This is a genomic window from Pseudoalteromonas sp. 2CM28B (assembly GCF_023161935.1).
Genome location: NZ_JALNTH010000010.1, coordinates 150,143 through 169,594 on the forward strand (window position 1 = coordinate 150,143; position 19,452 = coordinate 169,594).

Sequence of the window (19,452 nt, forward strand, 5' to 3'; positions counted from 1 at the left end):
ACCCTGTATCATCTACAATATGGATGTTGTGATTTTTATATTCTACACGATATTAAATTCTCTGGCACGTTTTCTACACACATTAAACCTATAAATTATAGGGTTTTGAGTAAAATTAAACGCTAAGCCAGTTAAAATGTACTGTCAGCAATGATCTTACATGCTCAAATACACTTTTTAATAGCTACTTTATAGTATAAAATACGCGTCACGGGTGAATTTGGTTTACCCAATGTTATTTTTTAAGTTTTAGGAGAGCCTGTGCTCAAATCTCGTATCAAGTATAACACTGCGTCTTTTGTTACAAGCGCGCCAGACATCACTAAATTACCTGCTGATACGGGAATTGAAGTCGCGTTTGCCGGTCGCTCTAATGCAGGTAAATCAAGTGCGCTAAATGCCCTAACCGATCAAAAGTTAGCACGAACCAGTAAAACACCCGGCCGTACTCAGCTGATCAACACCTTTGAACTTGCCGATGTAGATAATATGCGCCTAATTGACCTACCTGGCTATGGGTTTGCAAAAGTGCCGATTGAAATGAAAAAGAAATGGCAAAAATCGCTAGGCGAATACCTGCAAAAACGTCAAAGTTTAAAAGGTATTGTGGTATTAATGGATATTCGTCATCCATTAAAAGATTTAGACCGCGACTTAATTAATTGGGCTGTAGGCAGTGAAATTCCGGTATTGGCACTATTAACTAAAGCCGATAAGCTAAAGCAAGGTCCGCGTAAATCACAAGTTCTTAGTGTTCGTCGTGAGTTAAGTGAATTAGATGGTGATATTACGGTTCATGCATTTTCATCACTTAAAGGCACCGGCTTACCAGAAGTCGCTAAAAAGCTAGATGAGTGGTATTTAGGCCCAATCGTGGCCGTTCCACCTGCTGATTTAGCAACGCCAGATAGCGAATAATTACTGTAAGTAAAATTTTTGCTGTGCGGAGGTAATAAAATAGCCGAGCTCATCTGTTTCGGCTATTTCAGCCCACTGATAAAACACATTACGCGCAACTCGCGCAAAGCAGCCGTAGGGTAATTGCATATAAGGCACGGCCGCGCCTTTGTAGTCATTGATATAAAGTGACTCAGAACGACTTAATAGCCATGTACGGTTTAAATTATCAATACAACAAATAACGCTTCCCTCTGATGTCGGTTCACTGTGCCAATTTACAATAATAAAAGGCGCATCCTTAACCTCAATTGCGATTTTTTCTACAGGTGTTTTTAAGTAAAACTGCCCATCTTCGTTGCATAATACACTGGCAAAAAGTTTCACCATTGATTGACGGGTAATTTCACTACCTGCGTAAAACCATTTACCTTGCTCATCAATCAATAATGGTAACTGCCCGCAATAAGCGGGCTGCCATTGTTCAAAAGGTTTGCTTGGCTCGCTGAGTTGCTTGCTAAGCTCGTTAAGTGAAATCACTGTTTTTTAAATGTTAGTGCAAAAGTAACCGGTACAGCAGTAGCAATTGAAGGTAATCCGGCTAATTTTTGTAACTGCATTACCCCTTCAGTGATCTTAAAGTCATCACTGTTGATAATAATAGGGGAGAATGATGCCACACTTAAATCTCCATTGGCCGCACTGCTTACGAGTACATCAACAGCAAGTGGCTTTTTATGGCCATGAAAGTCTAGCTCAGCGCTAATACCTTTTAATACGTACTGCCCAGGTTGCTTAATAAGTGACAACTTATCAGATAAGTCAGCGGTTAATACTGCGTTTGCAAACGTGTCAGACTCAAACAATATCTTACTTAAACGTTCGTTACGGATTGGGATAAAGGTTTCGGCTGAGGTTAAATCAACGTTTACGCTAAATTGACCCTGATCGCTCAGCTGCCCTGCTAACTGAGTAAAGTGACTTGCTTCAGCAATGCTATTTTTTTTAATTGATACAAAACTTAATTGGCTTTTATCGTTCAATAGTTGCCAGTTTGCCGATGCAGCACCTGAAACTAGTAAACATGATAAAGATAAACCTGCGATAGCTAACGTTTTAAACATAATGCACTCCTAAAATAAAAAGACTTATACCGGTAAAAATAATACTTTGATCAGCCAAGCTGAAAATCATTAGTTACTGTGTGGTAAATCGAAAATGCTAAGTAGACTGATGGTATCACTTGAAACGCTAAGTGCAATTAGAGAATAAATTTAACGCTTGGATGCAAGGCAATAAAAAACGGCCCATCAAATATATGATAGGCCGATATAGCAAACTGGGGAGAAGCTATTAATACGTTGCATCTTACGATGCATCATCAACAGGATGCCCTACAGGATGAGGACGGGCGGCACTTTACCAAAAGCAAGTGTAAAAATACAAGCATATTATTGATAATCGTAGCGAATTGACGAACCCCTAACGATTTAATACAAACTGCTGTTTAATTTAACTTTTTTTTAACCTGCAAGATGAAGAAAAAGCGCCGTTAGGCGCTTTATGATAATCTTTTTGAACTCTGTATTTGGCCTATATTAAAGCAAGTACAGTAGCGCTAAATTAGTGTGCTTGTTCCCAGTTATCACCTTCGTCAGCTTCAACAATAAGTGGTACATCTAACTGCGCCGCTTGTGACATCAGCTCACAAATCTGTTTGGTATATTGCTCAGTACATTCTGTTTTAATCTCAAATACCAATTCATCGTGTACCTGCATAAGCAGCTTAACTGTATTAGGTGCTTGCTGATTAACCCAAGCATGTACGCTTAACATCGCTTTTTTAATAATATCGGCCGCAGTACCTTGCATCGGCGCATTAATTGCTGCGCGCTCAGCGCCTTTGCGACGAGCACCATTACGCGCATTTATTTCTGGTAAATGTAAGCGACGGCCAAAAATTGTTTCTACATAGCCTTTTTCGGCCGCTTTCTCACGCGTTGTTTCCATGTATTCTAAAACACCTGGAAAACGCTCAAAATATTTATCAATATAATGCTGCGCTTCATGGCGTGGTACATCAAGTTGACGTGCTAAGCCAAATGCTGACATGCCATAAATTAAGCCAAAGTTTACCGCTTTAGCTTTACGGCGCATATCTGATGTTACCTCTTCAAGCTCAACCCCAAATACTTCAGCAGCCGTGGCACTGTGAACATCTAAGCCATTAGCAAATGCGCTTAGTAATCCCTTATCTTGCGAGAGATGCGCCATAATACGCAGTTCTATTTGGCTGTAATCGGCAGCCACAATTTTATATCCATCTGCGGCAATAAACGCTTCACGAATACGACGCCCTTCCTCTGAACGAATAGGAATATTTTGTAAATTAGGATCGCTTGAGCTTAATCGACCTGTTGCTGTTACCGCTTGGTGATAAGAAGTATGCACTCGCTGCGTGCGTTCATTGACTATCAAGGGTAACTTATCGGTGTAGGTTGATTTGAGCTTAGATAAACCACGATGCTCAATAATCACTTTAGGCAATGGGTAATCATGCGCTAACTCTTGTAGTACCTCTTCTGCTGTAGAGGGCGCGCCTTTAGGTGTTTTTTTGATAACGGGCAATTCGAGCTTTTCAAATAACAGCACCTGTAGTTGCTTTGGTGAGCTTAAGTTAAACGGTTCGCCCGCGATTTCAAACGCTTCTTTTTCAAGCTCAAGTAATCGCTCACCTAAACGTTGGCTATGCGTGGCCAACATGTTGCTGTCGATAGCAACACCGGTGCGTTCAATATCAGAAATAACACTTACTAGTGGCATTTCTATATCTTCAAACACCGATTTTAGTTTTTCATCCGCTTCAAGTTTCGGCCATAACACTTGGTGCAAACGCAAAGTAATATCGGCATCTTCAGCGGCATAAGGCGCTGCTTTTTCAAGTTCTATTTGATTAAATGTAAGCTGCTTTTTACCTTTACCAGCAATATCTTCAAAGCTAATATTTTTGTGGCCTAAGTATTTAAGCGCCAACGAGTCCATATCATGACGGGTGCCTACGCTATTAAATACATAAGACTCCAGCATAGTGTCGAACTTAATACCATTTAATTCGTAGCCTGCATTGGCAAGCACGCTTTTATCGTATTTTAGATTTTGACCTACTTTAGCTTTATTTTCGTCTGCTAATATCGGCCCCAACTTTTGCATCACAAATTCAAGGCTTAACTGCTCGGGCGCACCGGGGTAATCGTGTGCTATTGGTAAATAAGCCGCTTCCCCTGCTTTAACCGCAAAGCTCATACCGACCAATTGCGCTTTCATATACTCTAAACTGGTTGTTTCTGTATCAAAAGCAAATAGCTCAGCTTCATTAAGCTGTTCTATTAATGTCTCAAATTGGGCCTCAGTTAAAATAGTTTCATAGTGCGCATCTTCAACTTTTGGCAGCTCATTCTCTTGCGTTGGGACTGCTAAATGTGTGTCGGCATCTTTTGGGTTGTCTAGCAATTCAGCTAGCCAACGACGAAACTCACATTCACCGTATAAGGCAATTAATTCGTCTTTATTCGGTGTTTGCAATTTAAAAGTATCAAGATCAGCTTCAACCTCAACATCACATTTAATAGTGGCAAGCTCATAGCTTAACGGTAAATGATCAATCGCTTTTGCCAGTTTCTCGCCTATTTTACCTTTTATATCAGAAGCATTATCAATTACGCCCTGAAGCGATCCGTACTTTTGTAACCATTTAACTGCTGTTTTAGGTCCACAACCCTCAACGCCAGGAATATTATCTACTTTGTCGCCCATTAAAGCTAAATAATCGATAATAAGTTCAGGTCCAACACCAAACTTTTCAACCACAGTTTCGGGATCTGAAATACTGTCGGTCATGGTATTAATCAAGGTTACATGCTCATTGACCAACTGCGCCATATCTTTATCACCAGTCGATACCAGCACATGACGTTGTTGCTCAGAGGCAATCCGTGCAAAAGTACCGATTACGTCATCGGCTTCCACGCCCTCAATACTAATTAACGGAAAACCCATTGCTTTGATAATACTGTGCAGCGGCGCTATTTGAGTACGCAGATCATCAGGCATTGGCGGACGGTTCGCTTTATACTCACTGTACATATCATTTCTGAAGGTTTTACCTTTGGCGTCAAATACCACCACCATATGTGAGGGATCATATTGTTTGATCAAACTTTTAAGCATGTTTACCACGCCATAAATGGCACCGGTGGCCTCACCCTTAGAGTTGGTTAGATGTGGTGGTGAATGATAAGCACGAAACAAATATGAAGAGCCATCAACTAAAATAAGCGGGTTTTCGGGGATCTGAGCCATGGTAAAATTGGATCCTAAATACAAAAAAGTAATATGAGTGTAAGCATGCCATAAGGCAGTAAATAAAACGACTGTGAATTAATGTGAGTAATAGCGCTACATTTTTGGTAAGTTGTGGATAACTATGTAGATAACACCCACAAACAATTCATCCGAAGCATCTTAAAATGCCTAGATTAATTTGTAATTTATTGTTTTGTCTAAAAAAAGATAATTCGAGGTTCTTTTTTATTATTTTTTTATTAGTGTGGAAAAAGCATTTATACCGTCACTGGTTTTATAACCCACCTTAATTATTTACGTCCATTTAAATAACTGGATGGGCATTCTAGCATAATGGATCAAAGATCATAGCGATCCTTTATAATTTTTTTCATGGCTACTAATCACTAAATGGCATATAGCGCATAACAAGGTGCTTTGCGCCTAAAAAACGAGCAAATAAATTTTTAAATCGGCTGATTCATCGTGTTAAACTTTATTTAAGAGACTTTAATGGAGCGAAATGATATGAAAAATATAGCTGTAATTTTAGCAGGTTGTGGTGTGTTTGATGGTAGTGAAATTAATGAGGTGGTACTGACTTTATTACACATTGAAAAAAATAATGCTCAGTATCAGTGCTTTGCACCTGATATAGAGCAGTACCACACCATTAATCACATCACTGGTGAAGAAATAGCACAGCCGCGAAATGTATTAGTTGAATCAGCTCGCATCACCCGTGGCAATATAAAGTCACTCGCTGAATTAGACGTTACACAATTTGATGCACTCATTGTCCCTGGGGGCTTCGGGGTAGCTAAAAATCTATCTGACTTTGCTATTAATGGCACTAACGCTAAAGTAAACGAGGCATTACTTAGCGCTTGTAAAGCGTTTGCGGATGCAAAAAAAGCCACGGGTTACATGTGTATTGCACCGGCTCTATTGCCTTTTATTTATCATAAACCTCAGCTTACTATTGGTAATGATAGCGACACAGCCGAGGCTCTTAGCACATTAGGCGCTGAACACGTAGAGTGTAAAGTGGATGATATTGTTATTGATAAAAGCAATAAACTCGTTACGACACCGGCCTATATGTTGGCACAATCTATTATGGATGCAGATGCAGGAATCGATAAGTTAGTGCGTAACGTATTAGCTATGAGTTAGTCGTAAGGGCTTTGATCGCATTAAAGGCGTGATGATCCCGTTTTATAATTTAACTACGCGCTAAACCATGTAATTTTATTGAGTTAAGACAATCATTAGTCGTATTTCTAAATAAAATCGACTCTGAGCATTTTATAAATGACTTAGTGGAGTTATAATTGGTTTAAATTCCGTCATTTAAAATCGTGATTGATCACGTTCAAATTGAAGTGGGCAAGGCAAAATGAAAAAACTATCAGCTGCAGCATTACTTGTGCTAGCAACCACCGCATACGCACAGCCATATGATAACTCTATGACTGAAGATGCAATTAAAAAACGTTTAGCGCCTATCGGTGCTGTTTACCTTGAAGGTGAAAAAGTAGCGGTTGCTGCACCAACAGGGCCTCGTTCAGGCGAGCAAGTATATCAAGCGGCCTGTTTTGCTTGTCATGGTACAGGTGCTTTAGGCGCTCCTAAATCAGCTGACGATTGGGCTCCTCGTATTGCTAAAGGAAAAGATACCTTATTAGATCATGCAATCAATGGCTTCAATGCAATGCCGCCACGTGGTACATGTATGGATTGTTCTGATGATGAAATAAGCGCAGCAATCGACTTTATGACTGCTAAATAAAATCAGTCAGGCAAAAACTATAAATGAAAGGCTTACTCACAGTAAGCCTTTTTTGTTTCTAATTATCGACTTTTCGCAGCATAATAAGATAAATATCTACTTGACGCAAAATGTTAAAAGTGGAACTATAATGATTAATAACTATACAAAAAATTATAACTGGTTAAACATCATTGGAAGATAAACTCATTGTACCGAGTAGCGTAGTGCGCCAAAATAAACGACTAAAAGCACTATTGAAAAAGTACAAACATGCCTACCACCTCCACAATGCCCTGATACAGTTATCAGAGCAAGCAAGTACTGTTGCCGAATTAACCTTACTTTACCCAGCTATTCATGACATTTTACAAAAGTATGTCCCGAGTAAAAGCTTTTATGTGGTGCTTGTTGAGCCGCAATCACAACAGTTGGAACTGTCTTATTTTTCTGATGAAAAAGATGGCATTTCTGTACCACTTAATCGGGAGAATAATTTTAAAGAAGGCGCAACAGGTTATGTGTTTAAGCAAGGAAAGACCATTTATTTCACTAAGCAACAAATGCATGATGCTGCACAGCAAGGCTTATTTAAAGCATTAGGTACACCTGCAGAACACTGGGTAGGCGTTCCAGTTTATCAAGAAAAAAATATTATTGGCGTATTAGCAGCGCAAAGTTACGACACTGAGCAAGGTTATAGTTCGCAACAAATAAACCTACTTGAAGCAATATCACTTTATTTAGCGACAGCTATTGAACGCGTTAAGAAACGAGAATTGCTCGAATCAGAAGTAAAACTAAGAACCCGTGCATTAACGCAAAGCAATGATGCTTTAAATGTTGAAATACAACAGCGAAAAAGCGCCCTGCAACGCCAGCAAATATTATTTAAAATTTCAGAGCTGACAACTCAAGCTAAAAACCTAGATGATGCTTATTTTCAAATACACGAAATAATAAAAACCATCACTTACGCAAAAAATCTTTATATTGCCTTGTATGATAAAGAAACGGGCTGGATTAGTTTTCCTTACAGTGTTGACGAATTTCAAGGCAGCACCCAACCAAGGCGCTTTGCAAAAGGGTACAGTGAGCTGGTGATCAGCACTGAAGAAACACAAATAATTCACCCGCAAAGAGCACAAGAGTTATTAGATAGTGGTATTGTAGAGCGTGAAAAACCAATTGATGAATCTAGAAGAGCCACCAGCTGGCTTGGCGCTCCGCTAAAAACATCGCAAGGAGTTATAGGTTTAATTGTTTGCCAAGCTTATAATAATGAACACCTTTTCACACAAGATGATGCAGAACTCATAACCTTTGTATCGCATCAAATTGCCACGGTATTACAAACAAAATTAGCCTCACAGGCGCTGAAAAAGAGCCACCAAGAGCTCGCCTCTCGCGTAAACGAAAAAACCAAAGAGCTAAGCCAAGCAAATTTGCATTTACAGATGCAAATTGATGAGCGTAAAAAAATAGAGCAGCAGCTGTATCACGATGCGCACCATGACTCATTAACAGGCTTGCCAAATCGTAATTTATTTTTAACGCAGCTAGAAAAAACGCTACAGTTTTACCAACGTCACCCTGATGAGCACTTTGCGGTACTGTTTATTGATCTTGATAAATTTAAAGATATAAACGACCAGCTTGGGCACCATGCCGGAGACGAATTTTTAATTAGCGTGGGTCAGTTGTTCTCTCAATGTATCCGTGAGCATGATTTATTAGCACGCTTAGGGGGAGATGAATTTGTCATTTTACTCACTCATTTAACCGAGCCAAACCAAGCTGAAGATGTTGCAAATCGAATCATCAACATCATGCGAAAACCTTTTTGTACAAAAGGTATTTGTGTGCAAAGCGGCGCGAGTATTGGTATCACTTATTCAAAACAAAGCTATAAACATACAGATGAAATTATTAGAGATGCTGATGCCGCAATGTATTACGCTAAAAACTCTGGTAAAAATCGCTTCGAATCATTTCACCCGTTACTCACAGAGCCAATGCTGCAACATGAGTCACAAACATTGCACCATTTTGATGTATTACCTATGACGCTTCGTGGCTCAGATATTATTTCTATGGATGAGCATTATCAATATGCCTCATTATTTGAAGCGTTTGGTGAACACCCTGTACTTGGCTTTACTAGTTTTGATATTTTAAAGAAATTTGCAAGTGATAAAGAACAGCATATAAAAGTAGAACTCCAACTGATTTTACAAGCGTATCAACAAGCGAAAGACGCTGAAATAAGCGTTGCTCTTCTGCCTTGCTCAAGTCTGCTTTTAGAAAAGCATGAGTTCTCTTTATTAACTGCTGCACTAAAGCAGCCATTAAACATTGATCCACTTTGTTTGTTGTTTGATGATCAAGAATTACGTTACGCCAGTGCGCTGCAACTAGAAAACTTAAAACAGCTTAAAGCGCTGGGCTACTCTATTGGTCTAAATAATTTCGCAAAGGATAAATGCGAGCTTAATTTAGTGACCGAGATAGAATTTGATTACTTACTATTAAGCTCCACTTTCAGTAAACGAATATTGCAGCAGGAATGCTATGACTTACAGCTACAAGGTTTGCTGGCTATCACTAAACTTAAACACATTAAAGTGATAGCTAAAGGCCCGTCAATATTAAACTTTAGAGCTCTTTTAGATAAACACGGCATAAACCTATTCGTTGCTAAACAGCACCCACTAACCAGCGCTATACCAGCTACACTTAAAAACTCAGAATTAAAATAGCGCTAAACACACCTTATTGTGGTTTTTTTAGCATTGCCCTTAAATTTGCAACCCGAGCTTGGCCTTTTTCCATGCGTTCAGCTTGAGTATTAGGCGCTTTTTTGTTTTCAAAAGCGAGATCATCTTGGGGTAGCTCTTGCACAAACCGGCTGAGCTCCGTTTGCGATGTTTCACCAAATTGACGACGAATTTTAGCATACGTTAAGGTTAGCTCTTGCTGCGCGCGGGTAATACCTACATAGGCAAGGCGGCGCTCTTCATCTACATTATCCTCATCAATGCTTACTTGGTGTGGTAATAGCCCCTCTTCCATGCCTACCATAAATACATAAGGGTACTCGAGTCCCTTTGAAGCATGCAGCGTAAGTAATTGTACTGCATCTGCTTCATCTTCTTCCTCGTTACGCTCTAGCATATCGCGCAGGGTCAATTTACTAACCACTTCAGCTAACGTCATTGGCGGATTATCGGCATCGCCAGTCAGCATATCGGTGATCCAGCGGTATAGCTCGGACACATTTTTCATCCGCATTTCGGCGGCTTTGGCACTCGGTGATGATTCATATAAATAGGCTTCATAATTAATATTTCGCACTAAATCTTTGACCGCTTCTAAGGTATCGCTGCGTACTGCGTTATCCGACAGCTCAACCACCCAACGGGCAAACCCAGCTAACGCATTAAAACCACGTCCTTTTAGTCTGTATCCTAAGTCGTTATCAAAACAGGTGGCAAACAAGCTTTGATGTTTTTCATTGGCTAAGGTGCCTAGTTTTTCAAGCGTCACCGTGCCTATTTCACGCCGTGGCGTATTCACGATTCTTAAAAAGGCATTGTCATCATCTTGGTTCACTAAAAGACGTAAGTAAGCCATGATATCTTTAATTTCAGAACGTGAAAAAAACGACATCCCGCCGCTAATTTTATAAGGTATACGGTTACTCATTAACGACTTTTCAAAACCACGCGCTTGGTGGTTACCTCGGTACAAAATCGCGTAATCTTTATAACTAGTGCGCTTCATAAACTTATGAGAAATAATCTCTGCAACCACACGCTCAGACTCATGCTCTTCATCGCGACAACCAATGACTTTAATTTGCTCACCATAGCCAAGTTCACTAAAGAGCTTTTTTTCAAACTCATGGGGGTTATTTGCAATTAATATATTAGCCGCTTTAAGAATACGCCCTGCACTACGGTAGTTTTGCTCTAGTTTTATTAATCTTAATCCTGGATAGTCTTTACTTAATAACACCAAATTTTGTGGGCGAGCACCACGCCAAGAGTAAATTGACTGATCGTCATCTCCTACCACGGTAAATCGTGCACGCTCACCAACCAACAATTTTACTAATTGGTATTGGCTGGTATTGGTATCTTGGTATTCATCCACCAATAAATAACGAAAACGCTGCTGCCATCGCTCACGTGATGTGGCATTACTACTTAAAAGCAGCGTGGGGATCATAATTAAATCATCAAAATCCAGCGCGTTATACGCTCTTAATTGATTTTGGTAACGCGCATACAACTGAGCAAACAAGGCTTTTTGTGGCTCTCTGGCTTCACGAATAGCTTGCTCTGGTAAAATGAGTTCATTCTTCCAACTACCAATTTGCATTTTAAGTAGATTTAGTAAGTCTTTGTCTTTTTTAAGCTCATCTTCGGTTAAATCAGCAAGTAATTGATTCGTATCTTGGTCGTCAAACAACGAAAAACCGGGTTTAAAACCCAGTGTTTTTAACTCTTTTTTGATGATTTCAAGCCCGAGTGTATGAAAGGTAGAGACCCATAAACCTTTAGACTCTTGTTTGCCTAAGGTTTGCAAAACCCGCTCGCGCATTTCTTTAGCCGCTTTATTGGTAAAGGTAACCGCCGCAATATTACGCGCTTGATACTCACACTTCTGTACTAAGTAAGCAATTTTGTTGGTAATAACTCGTGTTTTACCCGAGCCTGCGCCGGCTAATACTAAGCAAGGACCACTAATGTACTTTACCGCTTCATCTTGTTTAGGATTGAGTTTCATAACGACCAGCTGATTGCAAAAAGACGGGCAATTTTAACGTAATCACTACAATACGCCTAGCCAATAAGGTAATATTAGTTATTATCATTTTAGGCAACAGGCAAGGGACGACTATGATTAACCCAGCAAAACTTGAAGAAATTGCGAAACAGATCACTAATAACATGCCACAAGGTGTAAAAAACCTGGCTGATACACTTGAAGGTAAAACCAAGCAAGTGTTACAAAATAAGCTTGCCGAAATGGACTTTGTAAGCCGTGAAGAGTTTGATATTCAAAGCCAAGTGCTGATCCGCACCCGTGAAAAGCTGACTGAATTAGAAGCAAAAGTAGCGATACTTGAACAGCAATTATCGGCAAAAACAGACGCAGAATAATAAATATAACGCCATAGACGAACCTGCTTTATGGCGCTAATCACTCAGTTATTCAAATAGCTCGTCGAGCACATAGTAACCCGTTGCTTGTTGCTGCTCTATGCTCACCCTTAGCAATTTATTAGCTACTTGCTCACCGGTTATTGGTCTATACCGTTTGAAGATGCCAAAACGCGTTAACAGTGGCAGTACCACCTCACCTAGCTTTTCTGCAATTCTAAGCTCTGATCGCTCGCCGACTAACAAAGACGGTTGCAATATACTCAAGCGCGAAAAGCCAAGCTGCTTTACCTGCTGCTCAAGTTCCCCTTTTATTTTTAAATAACGGCTCATGCTATGCGCATTTGCGCCACTTGATGACACCAAACAATAATGAGGAACACCGTTATTGGCCGCCATTTGCGCACAAATAAATTGGTATTCAAAATCAACTTTACGTTGTGCAGCCACACTACCTGCTTGCTTTAATGTGGTCCCTAAGCAAGAAAAGAACACGTCACCTTTGAACAATTCAACATGATGCGTCAAATTTTCAAAATCAATAACATGGCTAGTTAATTTAGGATGAGAAAAATCTAATTGGCGGCGCGATAAGCTCACTACTTTCGTATAGCAAGGAGATGCTAACAGCTGTTGTAATAACTGGCTGCCCACTAAGCCGGTACTGCCGATTATTAGCGCCGTTTTGGTCATATTAAAGGTGACTGTCCGCAGATTTATTTAGTACATGGTGTACAGCTTTTTTATAGCTAATGTATTCTTCTTCAGCGCAGCTAACTACCGACTCTAAATCATGCAAGTGACCGTTTTCTAATCCATATACCCAGCCATGCACTGTGAGCTCTTGACCTCGTAACCAAGCATCTTGAACAATGCTAGTGCGCGATACGTTACGCACTTGCTCAATCACATTAAGCTCAATTAAACGATCAAGACGCTGTTTTTCTGGTAGAGCATTAAGTTGCTCTAAATGCTTTTCTTTTACATCACCAACGTGGCGTAGCCAGTTATCAATAAAGCCAAAGCGATCTTCGTTTAATACCGCTTGTACACCACCACAGCCGTAGTGGCCAACAACCATAATATGTTTTACTTTTAATACTTCAACCGCGTACTGCATAACCGATAAACAATTATGATCGGTGTGAACGACTACGTTGGCAACATTACGGTGTACAAATAATTCACCCGGTAGTAAATCAACAATTTGATTAGCAGGAACTCGTGAGTCAGAGCAACCAATCCATAAGTATTCTGGATTTTGTTGCATCGATAAAATTTTAAAAAATTCAGGATTAGCTTCGCTCGTTCTAGATGCCCAGCGTTTATTATTTTCTAGTAGGTTATTTAAATTTCTCATTACATCTCTTTTAGGTCGAGGGCGTTAAACTGGCTAAAATTAAAATATTACGGGGTGTTAAGTGCTTCTCACAAAATGTACTAACACTGACGTTATAGCCTTGCTGTTGCAAATATAAAGCACGATCGAGCACAAGCCAAACTTCTATTGCTCTTCTAAACACATGTCGAACCAGTTCAACTCGTTCTGTCACCTTTTTTCGCGCCTGCCCAATCAATAAAAACTTATTGTAATCAATATCTTTTGGCAGTTTTAAGGCTTTTTTATCTGCCGCCCACTTACAAAATGATTCAAACGAATCTGAAAATATTGCTTTATTCACTGAGGGCACACTAACATACGCCAACTCACCGGTGACTGACTTTCTTAAAGCATCAAACCCGAGTCGCCACTCAACTTCTGTTTTTCGTACTTTGCCCACTCGCGATGGAGCCGTGACAGTTTCTTGCAAAGCGAGTTTTAAATCTCGATGAGTTAAATTAAGCGCACTTCGCTTCGCCTGTTCGCTCATTGCTTGATAATTATTCTCGGTAAACAAGTGATAGCAACAAGGTGAAAAACTAATTTGTGTTACTTTGGCCGCACTGGCTTGATGCATAAATGTTTGATGTAACGCGCCGCAGGCATGTAAAGCAACGGCATGGGTTTGTGGGTTAAAAAAATCCTGAGTGTTATCTGTGAGTACATCAGCTTGGCTAAATTGCATAGCAAGCCCCTGTTGCTGCGCACTTTTTTGTCCTTGCTCACATAAGTGAGATTGTAGCTCAATACTGTGCACGCTCGGCGCACCATTAAAAGCTAACATTCGTCCTAAATGGCCTTTGCCTGCACACCACTCTAAAATAGGCTGATCATTGGCAGGTAGCGCACCAACAAAGTCTTGTAGCTGTGTAAACTTTCGTCCTTTAATACCGTTACTAATCCAAAACGGATAATCCGTTCGACTGCTTGTTATGACAGGAAGTGAAGCTAATCGGCTTAATTGCTCAATACCGGGTATGTAAGGTGAAAAAAACTGATAAAGTTGCGCTTGATCAGTATCTAACTCAGCAACGTCCTGATCAGTTAAAGCAGTTAGGGGGTCGTGTAATTCAGGCCATGGTAAACAGTCAAAATCAAACGCAGTACATTGCCAATACGAGCGCGTATTCATCAGTAACGAATCGAGGGCAGTAAATTGCTCAGTTAAGGTCATAACAGCTTAAAATATTAAAAAGGCAATAAATTATACCAGTACACTCGCGCCTAATTAAGCGGTTATTTTTTTAACCTCGCAGAGCAAGGGGATTACTTAACTTTCCCACCTTTTCTATTGGTTAAATTAGCCATTAGCGTGCTTTAAACATTAACCGTAAATAAAGGGGAATAGAAATAATACTAATAATAATGGCCGCAATCAGCATCCAAGAAAGCTGCAACGTTTCTTGTTTTTTATATTTATAAATAAAATCGGCTTTTACTTCGTCAAACTTTGTTTGGTCAATCTCATATAAATCAGCAATCAAACGCCATTTGGCCATCGACATATTACCCACATTGGTGCTTGGCGGTACAATATAGTCTTTTAGCACTTCGGCCTCAAAAGCTAATTGATGAAAACTACGCTCAGGGGCATAAAACTGCTGAGTAATGGCGATGGCTTCATCCATATTCATTACCGCATAACGCCACCCTTTTAAACTCGCTTGGTAAAACTTTTCTACTGTATCGGGGTGGTACTTAATCATGTCATCACTGGTAAATAAAATATCTGCGTATACGTCCATACCATAACGTTGTGGACATATAAGTCGATGAGCAATACCTTGTTGATCCATATAATAAGGTAAGTCGGTAACATAGACTTCGATGGCATCTATTTTATTTTCCATCCATGCTTTTTGTAATTTATCGCCTTTGTATATAACCAACTTTTCGATATTTATACCGCTGCGCTTGAGCATAGTTAACAACTCAGAATTGCTCTCTTTACTCACTTCACTTACACGTTTATTGACAAAATCACGGGCATGAAAAATATCAGAGCTTTCTTTGACCATCCAGCAATAAGGAGAAAACTGTAATATGGCAGCCATGGCTACAAAGGGTTTACCTGCAATACGCTGCTGTAAAATACCAGAATGCGCAACCCCAAACTGGGCTTCAGCACGCTCTACCGCGCCAAAACTATTGGGCCGTTTTGGATCGGCAGGCACAATAGTGACGTCTAAACCGGTCTCATCATAATACCCTTTTTGCTGAGCCATATAATAACCCGCAAATTGAAATTGATGTGTCCACTTTAATTGTAGTGTGACTGATTCCTGCGCCATTAACTGGCTACAAAAAAGGCAGGCGCTAATTATCATTCCTTTAAGTAACAAAGAGAGTTTCCAAAAAACGTAGTGATTAACGTAACTATATGTAAAGCAGCTAATAAAGCAAGCATCCACAGAAGATGCCTGCTTAAAGTAGGATTATGCTAAGGCGAGCTTTTCAAGCTTTTCTGCTTGAGGTTGGGTAGTTAAAAACTGGGTGAAACACGGGTTATGGGTTTCGTCTTGAACACTGTAACCTAGGCGGTTTAAGTGCTCATTAAACATCTCATATTGGCTTGGTTCAATAGCAAAGCCTGCTAATACATTCCCCATTGACCCGCCATGATTACGGTAGTGAAATAAAGTGATATTCCAGTTACTACCCAGCGTATCTAAAAAGCGCGCCAATGCGCCTGGGTACTCTGGAAACTCAAACCTTAGTAAGCGTTCATGTAACTGCTCTGGCGCTTTACCGCCAACCATATAGCGTACATGCAGCTTTGCTAATTCGTTATCTGACAAATCGCAAAAGGTATATTTGTTATCTGTTAGACTTTGTTTAAGCTCTTCAAGTTCTGCTAACCCTTGGCGCAGTGCAATACCAACAAAAATTTGCGCCTCGCCAGGCCCTGCATATCGGTAGTTAAATTCGGTAATAGCACGCCCACCTAAAGATGCACAAAACTGCTTAAAACTACCGCGCTTTTCATCAATGGTTACGGCTAATAAAGCTTCGTTCTTCTCACCCAGCGCAGTGCGCTCAGCTACATAGCGTAAGCGATCAAAATTTAAATTAGCACCAGACAAAATAGCCGCTAAGTTTAACCCCTTTAAACCCGACTGCTGAGACCATTTTTTAAGCCCTGCAGTTGCAAGTGCGCCTGAAGGTTCGGCAATAGCACGGGTTGATACAAAAATATCTTGCATGGCAGCACATATTTCATCATCTGATACGGTCACCACTTCATCGCAAAACTTTTGCGCCAGTCTAAATGTTTCGCTACCAATTATTTTTACGGCAACACCATCGGCAAAGCTTCCTACTCTTTCTAGCTCTACAGGCTCTCCCGCTTCCATGGCAGCTTTTAAACAAGCACTTTCATTAGCCTCGACTCCAATCACTTTGATATCTGGGCGCAGCGATTTAATGTATACCGCCATACCCGCCAGCAATCCGCCGCCGCCAACAGGAATAAATACCACGTCTAAGTCGTTCAGCTGTTGCATTAGTTCACGGGCAACTGTGCCTTGACCAACAATGACATCGGGGTCATCAAATGGAGGGACAAATACGCCGTTTCGCTGCTCAGTTAATTCAAGCGCATACGCCTTTGCGGCATCAAACTGATGACCATGTAACACGACTTCCCCGCCCAATGCTCTTACCGCATTAACCTTAATTTCAGGCGTGGTTACGGGCATGACAATAGTGGCTTTATGCCCTAGGTGTGAAGCACTCAGCGCCACCCCTTGAGCATGGTTACCTGCCGATGCGGTGATCACAACCGAGCCCTTTGGCAGCTTATTTAATTTATTAAAAGCACCACGTAATTTAAACGAGTACACCGGTTGCTGATCTTCACGTTTTAACCAAACATGATTACCTAATCGTGCACTCAATTCGGCCATTTCACTCACCTCAGTCACCTTAGCTAAAGGCTCCATATTGGCTTGGATAATCGCGCGAAAATAATCGAGTTCTTGAGAAACCATACCTAACTAAGCTCCTCCAGTTTGGCTAAATCGCGAACCGCACCTTTATCAGCACTGGTTGCAAGTAGCGCATACGCTTTAAGCGCAGATGAGACATAGCGATCGCGGTTAAGCGGCTTATACGCTTGTTTACCACGAGCCAATTGTTTTTGCCTGCGAGCTTCGAGTTCCTCATCGCTTAATGCTAAAGTGATTTCTCGAGTGGCAATATCGATGATAATTTTATCGCCATTTTCAACATAAGCTATCGCGCCACCGCTGGCTGCCTCGGGAGACACATGGCCAATTGATAAACCTGACGTACCACCCGAGAAGCGACCATCGGTGATCAAGGCACATTTTTCAGCCAAGCCTTTTGATTTTAAGTAGCTGGTTGGGTATAGCATTTCTTGCATGCCTGGGCCGCCTTTAGGTCCTTCATAGCGAATTACAACTACATCGCCGGCTTTTACTTCACCATTTAAAATCCCTTCTACAGAGTCATCTTGAGACTCATAAACAACAGCAGTACCTTCAAAATGCAGCATTTCATCGACAACGCCGGCACTTTTAACAATACAGCCATCAACCGCTAAATTACCTGAAAGCACGGCAAGGCCGCCATCTTGACGAAATGCATGTTCAACACTGCGAATACAACCGTTTTCACGGTCGTTATCACCCTCATCCCAACGACAATCTTGGCTCATTGCTTTGGTGGTACGAATGCCTGCCGGACCCGCGCGGTAAAACTTTCGCGCCGCTTCGTTATTAGGATCTGTTGCATCCCATTTTTTTACCAACTCACCCATGGTCATGCCGGCAACATGATTAACCGATAAATCAACCAAGCCGGCTTTACCAAGCTCGCGTACTATGGCCATCATGCCACCAGCGCGGTGTACGTCTTCAATGTGGTATTGCGCGGTAGCTGGCGCGACTTTACATAAAAATGGCGTTTTACGTGAAAGCTCATCAATATGTGACATATCAAAATCTACACCGGCTTCTTGTGCCGCTGCGAGTAAATGTAATACCGTATTTGATGAGCCGCCCATGGCAATATCAACCACCATAGAGTTCATAAATGCGGTTTTATTAGCGATGGCACGAGGCAGTACGTCTTGGTTATCTTTTTGGTAGTACTCGCGGCATAAATCAACGATGCGAGCACCTGCTTCAACATACAATTGTTTACGGTCTTTGTGGGTCGCAAGCGTGGTACCGTTACCCGGCAGCGCAAGGCCTATTGCTTCTAATAAACAGTTCATTGAGTTGGCAGTAAACATCCCTGAACACGAGCCACAGGTAGGACATGCTGAGCGTTCAACTTGCTCTGAGTCGGCATCACTTACCGATTCATCGGCACCTTTAACCATGGCATCTACTAAATCGAGTTTAATATCGATATTGGCTAATTTAGTTTTACCCGCTTCCATAGGGCCACCCGATACAAAAATAACCGGTATATTTAAACGCAGCGCAGCTAACATCATCCCAGGGGTGATTTTATCGCAGTTAGAAATACAAATCATCGCATCGGCACAATGGCCGTTCACCATGTACTCTACCGAGTCGGCAATTAAATCGCGCGATGGCAGTGAATAAAGCATACCGCCATGACCCATGGCAATACCGTCATCGATAGCAATGGTATTAAATTCTTTTGGTACACCACCGGCCTGAGTAATGGTTTCAGCCATCAGTTCACTAAGCTGATTAAGATGCACGTGCCCCGGTACAAATTGCGTAAATGAGTTCACAACAGCAATAATTGGCTTACCAAAGTCGGTATCAGTCATGCCTGTTGCACGCCATAATGCTCTTGCGCCTGCGCGTTTACGCCCTTCAGTGGTGGTTGCACTTCTTAATTTAGCCATAGTTACCTCAGTGTTTGCCGCAGTTAATGCGGGCATTCCTCATTCG

At 41.0% G+C, this 19,452-nt stretch carries 15 protein-coding genes; 5 read left to right on the plus strand and 10 right to left on the minus strand.

Annotated features, from left to right (window positions below):
• Nucleotides 1-261: 261 nt before the first annotated feature.
• Nucleotides 262-918, plus strand: coding sequence for a ribosome biogenesis GTP-binding protein YihA/YsxC (gene yihA, locus MTN96_RS15500; RefSeq protein ID WP_036981056.1), 657 nt, complete (start codon nt 262-264; stop codon nt 916-918).
• Here the strand turns inward: yihA and MTN96_RS15505 are convergent, their stop codons facing one another.
• The 3 genes from MTN96_RS15505 to polA form a co-directional block, all read right to left on the minus strand.
• The gene (locus tag MTN96_RS15505) at nt 919-1,437 is read right to left on the minus strand and encodes a DUF1285 domain-containing protein (RefSeq protein WP_138626390.1); all 519 of its coding nucleotides are present in this window, start codon (nt 1,435-1,437) and stop codon (nt 919-921) included.
• Nucleotides 1,434-2,021, minus strand: a complete 588-nt coding sequence (locus MTN96_RS15510) for a YceI family protein (RefSeq protein ID WP_036981054.1) — start codon at nt 2,019-2,021, stop codon at nt 1,434-1,436. Before MTN96_RS15510 ends, MTN96_RS15505 begins: the two co-directional genes overlap by 4 nt.
• Before the next feature lie 499 nt (nt 2,022-2,520).
• Nucleotides 2,521-5,256: a DNA polymerase I gene (gene polA, locus MTN96_RS15515; protein ID WP_036981053.1), complete on the minus strand. Its 2,736-nt coding sequence runs from the start codon at nt 5,254-5,256 to the stop codon at nt 2,521-2,523.
• Nucleotides 5,257-5,766: 510 nt separating this feature from the next.
• On the opposite strand from polA, the gene elbB reads away from it, so the two are divergent.
• The 3 genes from elbB to MTN96_RS15530 all read left to right on the plus strand — a co-directional run bounded on the left by elbB (nt 5,767) and on the right by MTN96_RS15530 (nt 9,768).
• Complete coding sequence (elbB, locus tag MTN96_RS15520) at nt 5,767-6,414, plus strand: isoprenoid biosynthesis glyoxalase ElbB (RefSeq protein ID WP_248532175.1); 648 nt, start codon at nt 5,767-5,769, stop codon at nt 6,412-6,414.
• A gap of 223 nt (nt 6,415-6,637) precedes the next feature.
• On the plus strand, nt 6,638-7,030 hold the full coding sequence (locus MTN96_RS15525; RefSeq protein ID WP_016899314.1) for a cytochrome c5 family protein: 393 nt from the start codon (nt 6,638-6,640) through the stop codon (nt 7,028-7,030).
• Nucleotides 7,031-7,203: 173 nt separating this feature from the next.
• Nucleotides 7,204-9,768 carry a diguanylate cyclase domain-containing protein gene (locus tag MTN96_RS15530; protein WP_248532176.1) on the plus strand — a complete coding sequence of 855 codons (2,565 nt, stop codon included), beginning with the start codon at nt 7,204-7,206 and terminating at the stop codon, nt 9,766-9,768.
• A gap of 13 nt (nt 9,769-9,781) precedes the next feature.
• On the opposite strand, the gene rep is transcribed toward MTN96_RS15530, so the two are convergent.
• Nucleotides 9,782-11,800 carry a DNA helicase Rep gene (gene rep / locus MTN96_RS15535; protein ID WP_076923014.1) on the minus strand — a complete coding sequence of 673 codons (2,019 nt, stop codon included), beginning with the start codon at nt 11,798-11,800 and terminating at the stop codon, nt 9,782-9,784.
• A 113-nt stretch (nt 11,801-11,913) separates the two neighbouring features.
• Between rep and MTN96_RS15540 the strand changes: the two genes are divergently transcribed.
• Nucleotides 11,914-12,177 (plus strand): accessory factor UbiK family protein, encoded by a 264-nt coding sequence (locus tag MTN96_RS15540; RefSeq protein ID WP_008112735.1) that lies wholly within the window; start codon nt 11,914-11,916, stop codon nt 12,175-12,177.
• A 48-nt stretch (nt 12,178-12,225) separates the two neighbouring features.
• Here MTN96_RS15540 and MTN96_RS15545 read toward each other — a convergent pair whose 3' ends face one another.
• The 6 genes from MTN96_RS15545 to ilvD all read right to left on the minus strand — a co-directional run bounded on the left by MTN96_RS15545 (nt 12,226) and on the right by ilvD (nt 19,406).
• A complete protein-coding gene (locus tag MTN96_RS15545) occupies nt 12,226-12,870 on the minus strand; it encodes an NAD(P)H-binding protein (protein WP_036981051.1) in 645 nt (214 codons plus the stop codon).
• Nucleotide 12,871: 1 nt separating this feature from the next.
• Nucleotides 12,872-13,537 carry a carbonate dehydratase gene (gene can, locus MTN96_RS15550; RefSeq protein ID WP_036981050.1) on the minus strand — a complete coding sequence of 222 codons (666 nt, stop codon included), beginning with the start codon at nt 13,535-13,537 and terminating at the stop codon, nt 12,872-12,874.
• A gap of 10 nt (nt 13,538-13,547) precedes the next feature.
• Complete coding sequence (locus MTN96_RS15555) at nt 13,548-14,732, minus strand: methyltransferase (RefSeq protein WP_138626394.1); 1,185 nt, start codon at nt 14,730-14,732, stop codon at nt 13,548-13,550.
• A 133-nt stretch (nt 14,733-14,865) separates the two neighbouring features.
• Nucleotides 14,866-15,849 (minus strand): ABC transporter substrate-binding protein, encoded by a 984-nt coding sequence (locus MTN96_RS15560; protein ID WP_248532177.1) that lies wholly within the window; start codon nt 15,847-15,849, stop codon nt 14,866-14,868.
• Between the two features lie 144 nt (nt 15,850-15,993).
• Nucleotides 15,994-17,547: a threonine ammonia-lyase, biosynthetic gene (gene ilvA, locus MTN96_RS15565; protein ID WP_036981045.1), complete on the minus strand. Its 1,554-nt coding sequence runs from the start codon at nt 17,545-17,547 to the stop codon at nt 15,994-15,996.
• Nucleotides 17,548-17,549: 2 nt separating this feature from the next.
• Complete coding sequence (gene ilvD / locus MTN96_RS15570) at nt 17,550-19,406, minus strand: dihydroxy-acid dehydratase (RefSeq protein WP_248532178.1); 1,857 nt, start codon at nt 19,404-19,406, stop codon at nt 17,550-17,552.
• Nucleotides 19,407-19,452 lie beyond the last annotated feature (46 nt).

Excerpts from the sequence above, each read along its gene's own strand:
- MTN96_RS15510 (WP_036981054.1), bottom strand. The coding sequence starts at position 2,021 with ATGTTTAAAACGTTAGCTATCGCAGGTTTATCTTTATCATGTTTACTA.
- polA (WP_036981053.1), bottom strand. The coding sequence starts at position 5,256 with ATGGCTCAGATCCCCGAAAACCCGCTTATTTTAGTTGATGGCTCTTCA.
- elbB (WP_248532175.1), top strand. The coding sequence starts at position 5,767 with ATGAAAAATATAGCTGTAATTTTAGCAGGTTGTGGTGTGTTTGATGGT.
- MTN96_RS15525 (WP_016899314.1), top strand. The coding sequence starts at position 6,638 with ATGAAAAAACTATCAGCTGCAGCATTACTTGTGCTAGCAACCACCGCA.
- rep (WP_076923014.1), bottom strand. The coding sequence starts at position 11,800 with ATGAAACTCAATCCTAAACAAGATGAAGCGGTAAAGTACATTAGTGGT.
- MTN96_RS15540 (WP_008112735.1), top strand. The coding sequence starts at position 11,914 with ATGATTAACCCAGCAAAACTTGAAGAAATTGCGAAACAGATCACTAAT.
- MTN96_RS15545 (WP_036981051.1), bottom strand. The coding sequence starts at position 12,870 with ATGACCAAAACGGCGCTAATAATCGGCAGTACCGGCTTAGTGGGCAGC.
- can (WP_036981050.1), bottom strand. The coding sequence starts at position 13,537 with ATGAGAAATTTAAATAACCTACTAGAAAATAATAAACGCTGGGCATCT.
- MTN96_RS15555 (WP_138626394.1), bottom strand. The coding sequence starts at position 14,732 with ATGACCTTAACTGAGCAATTTACTGCCCTCGATTCGTTACTGATGAAT.
- MTN96_RS15560 (WP_248532177.1), bottom strand. The coding sequence starts at position 15,849 with ATGGCGCAGGAATCAGTCACACTACAATTAAAGTGGACACATCAATTT.
- ilvA (WP_036981045.1), bottom strand. The coding sequence starts at position 17,547 with ATGGTTTCTCAAGAACTCGATTATTTTCGCGCGATTATCCAAGCCAAT.
- ilvD (WP_248532178.1), bottom strand. The coding sequence starts at position 19,406 with ATGGCTAAATTAAGAAGTGCAACCACCACTGAAGGGCGTAAACGCGCA.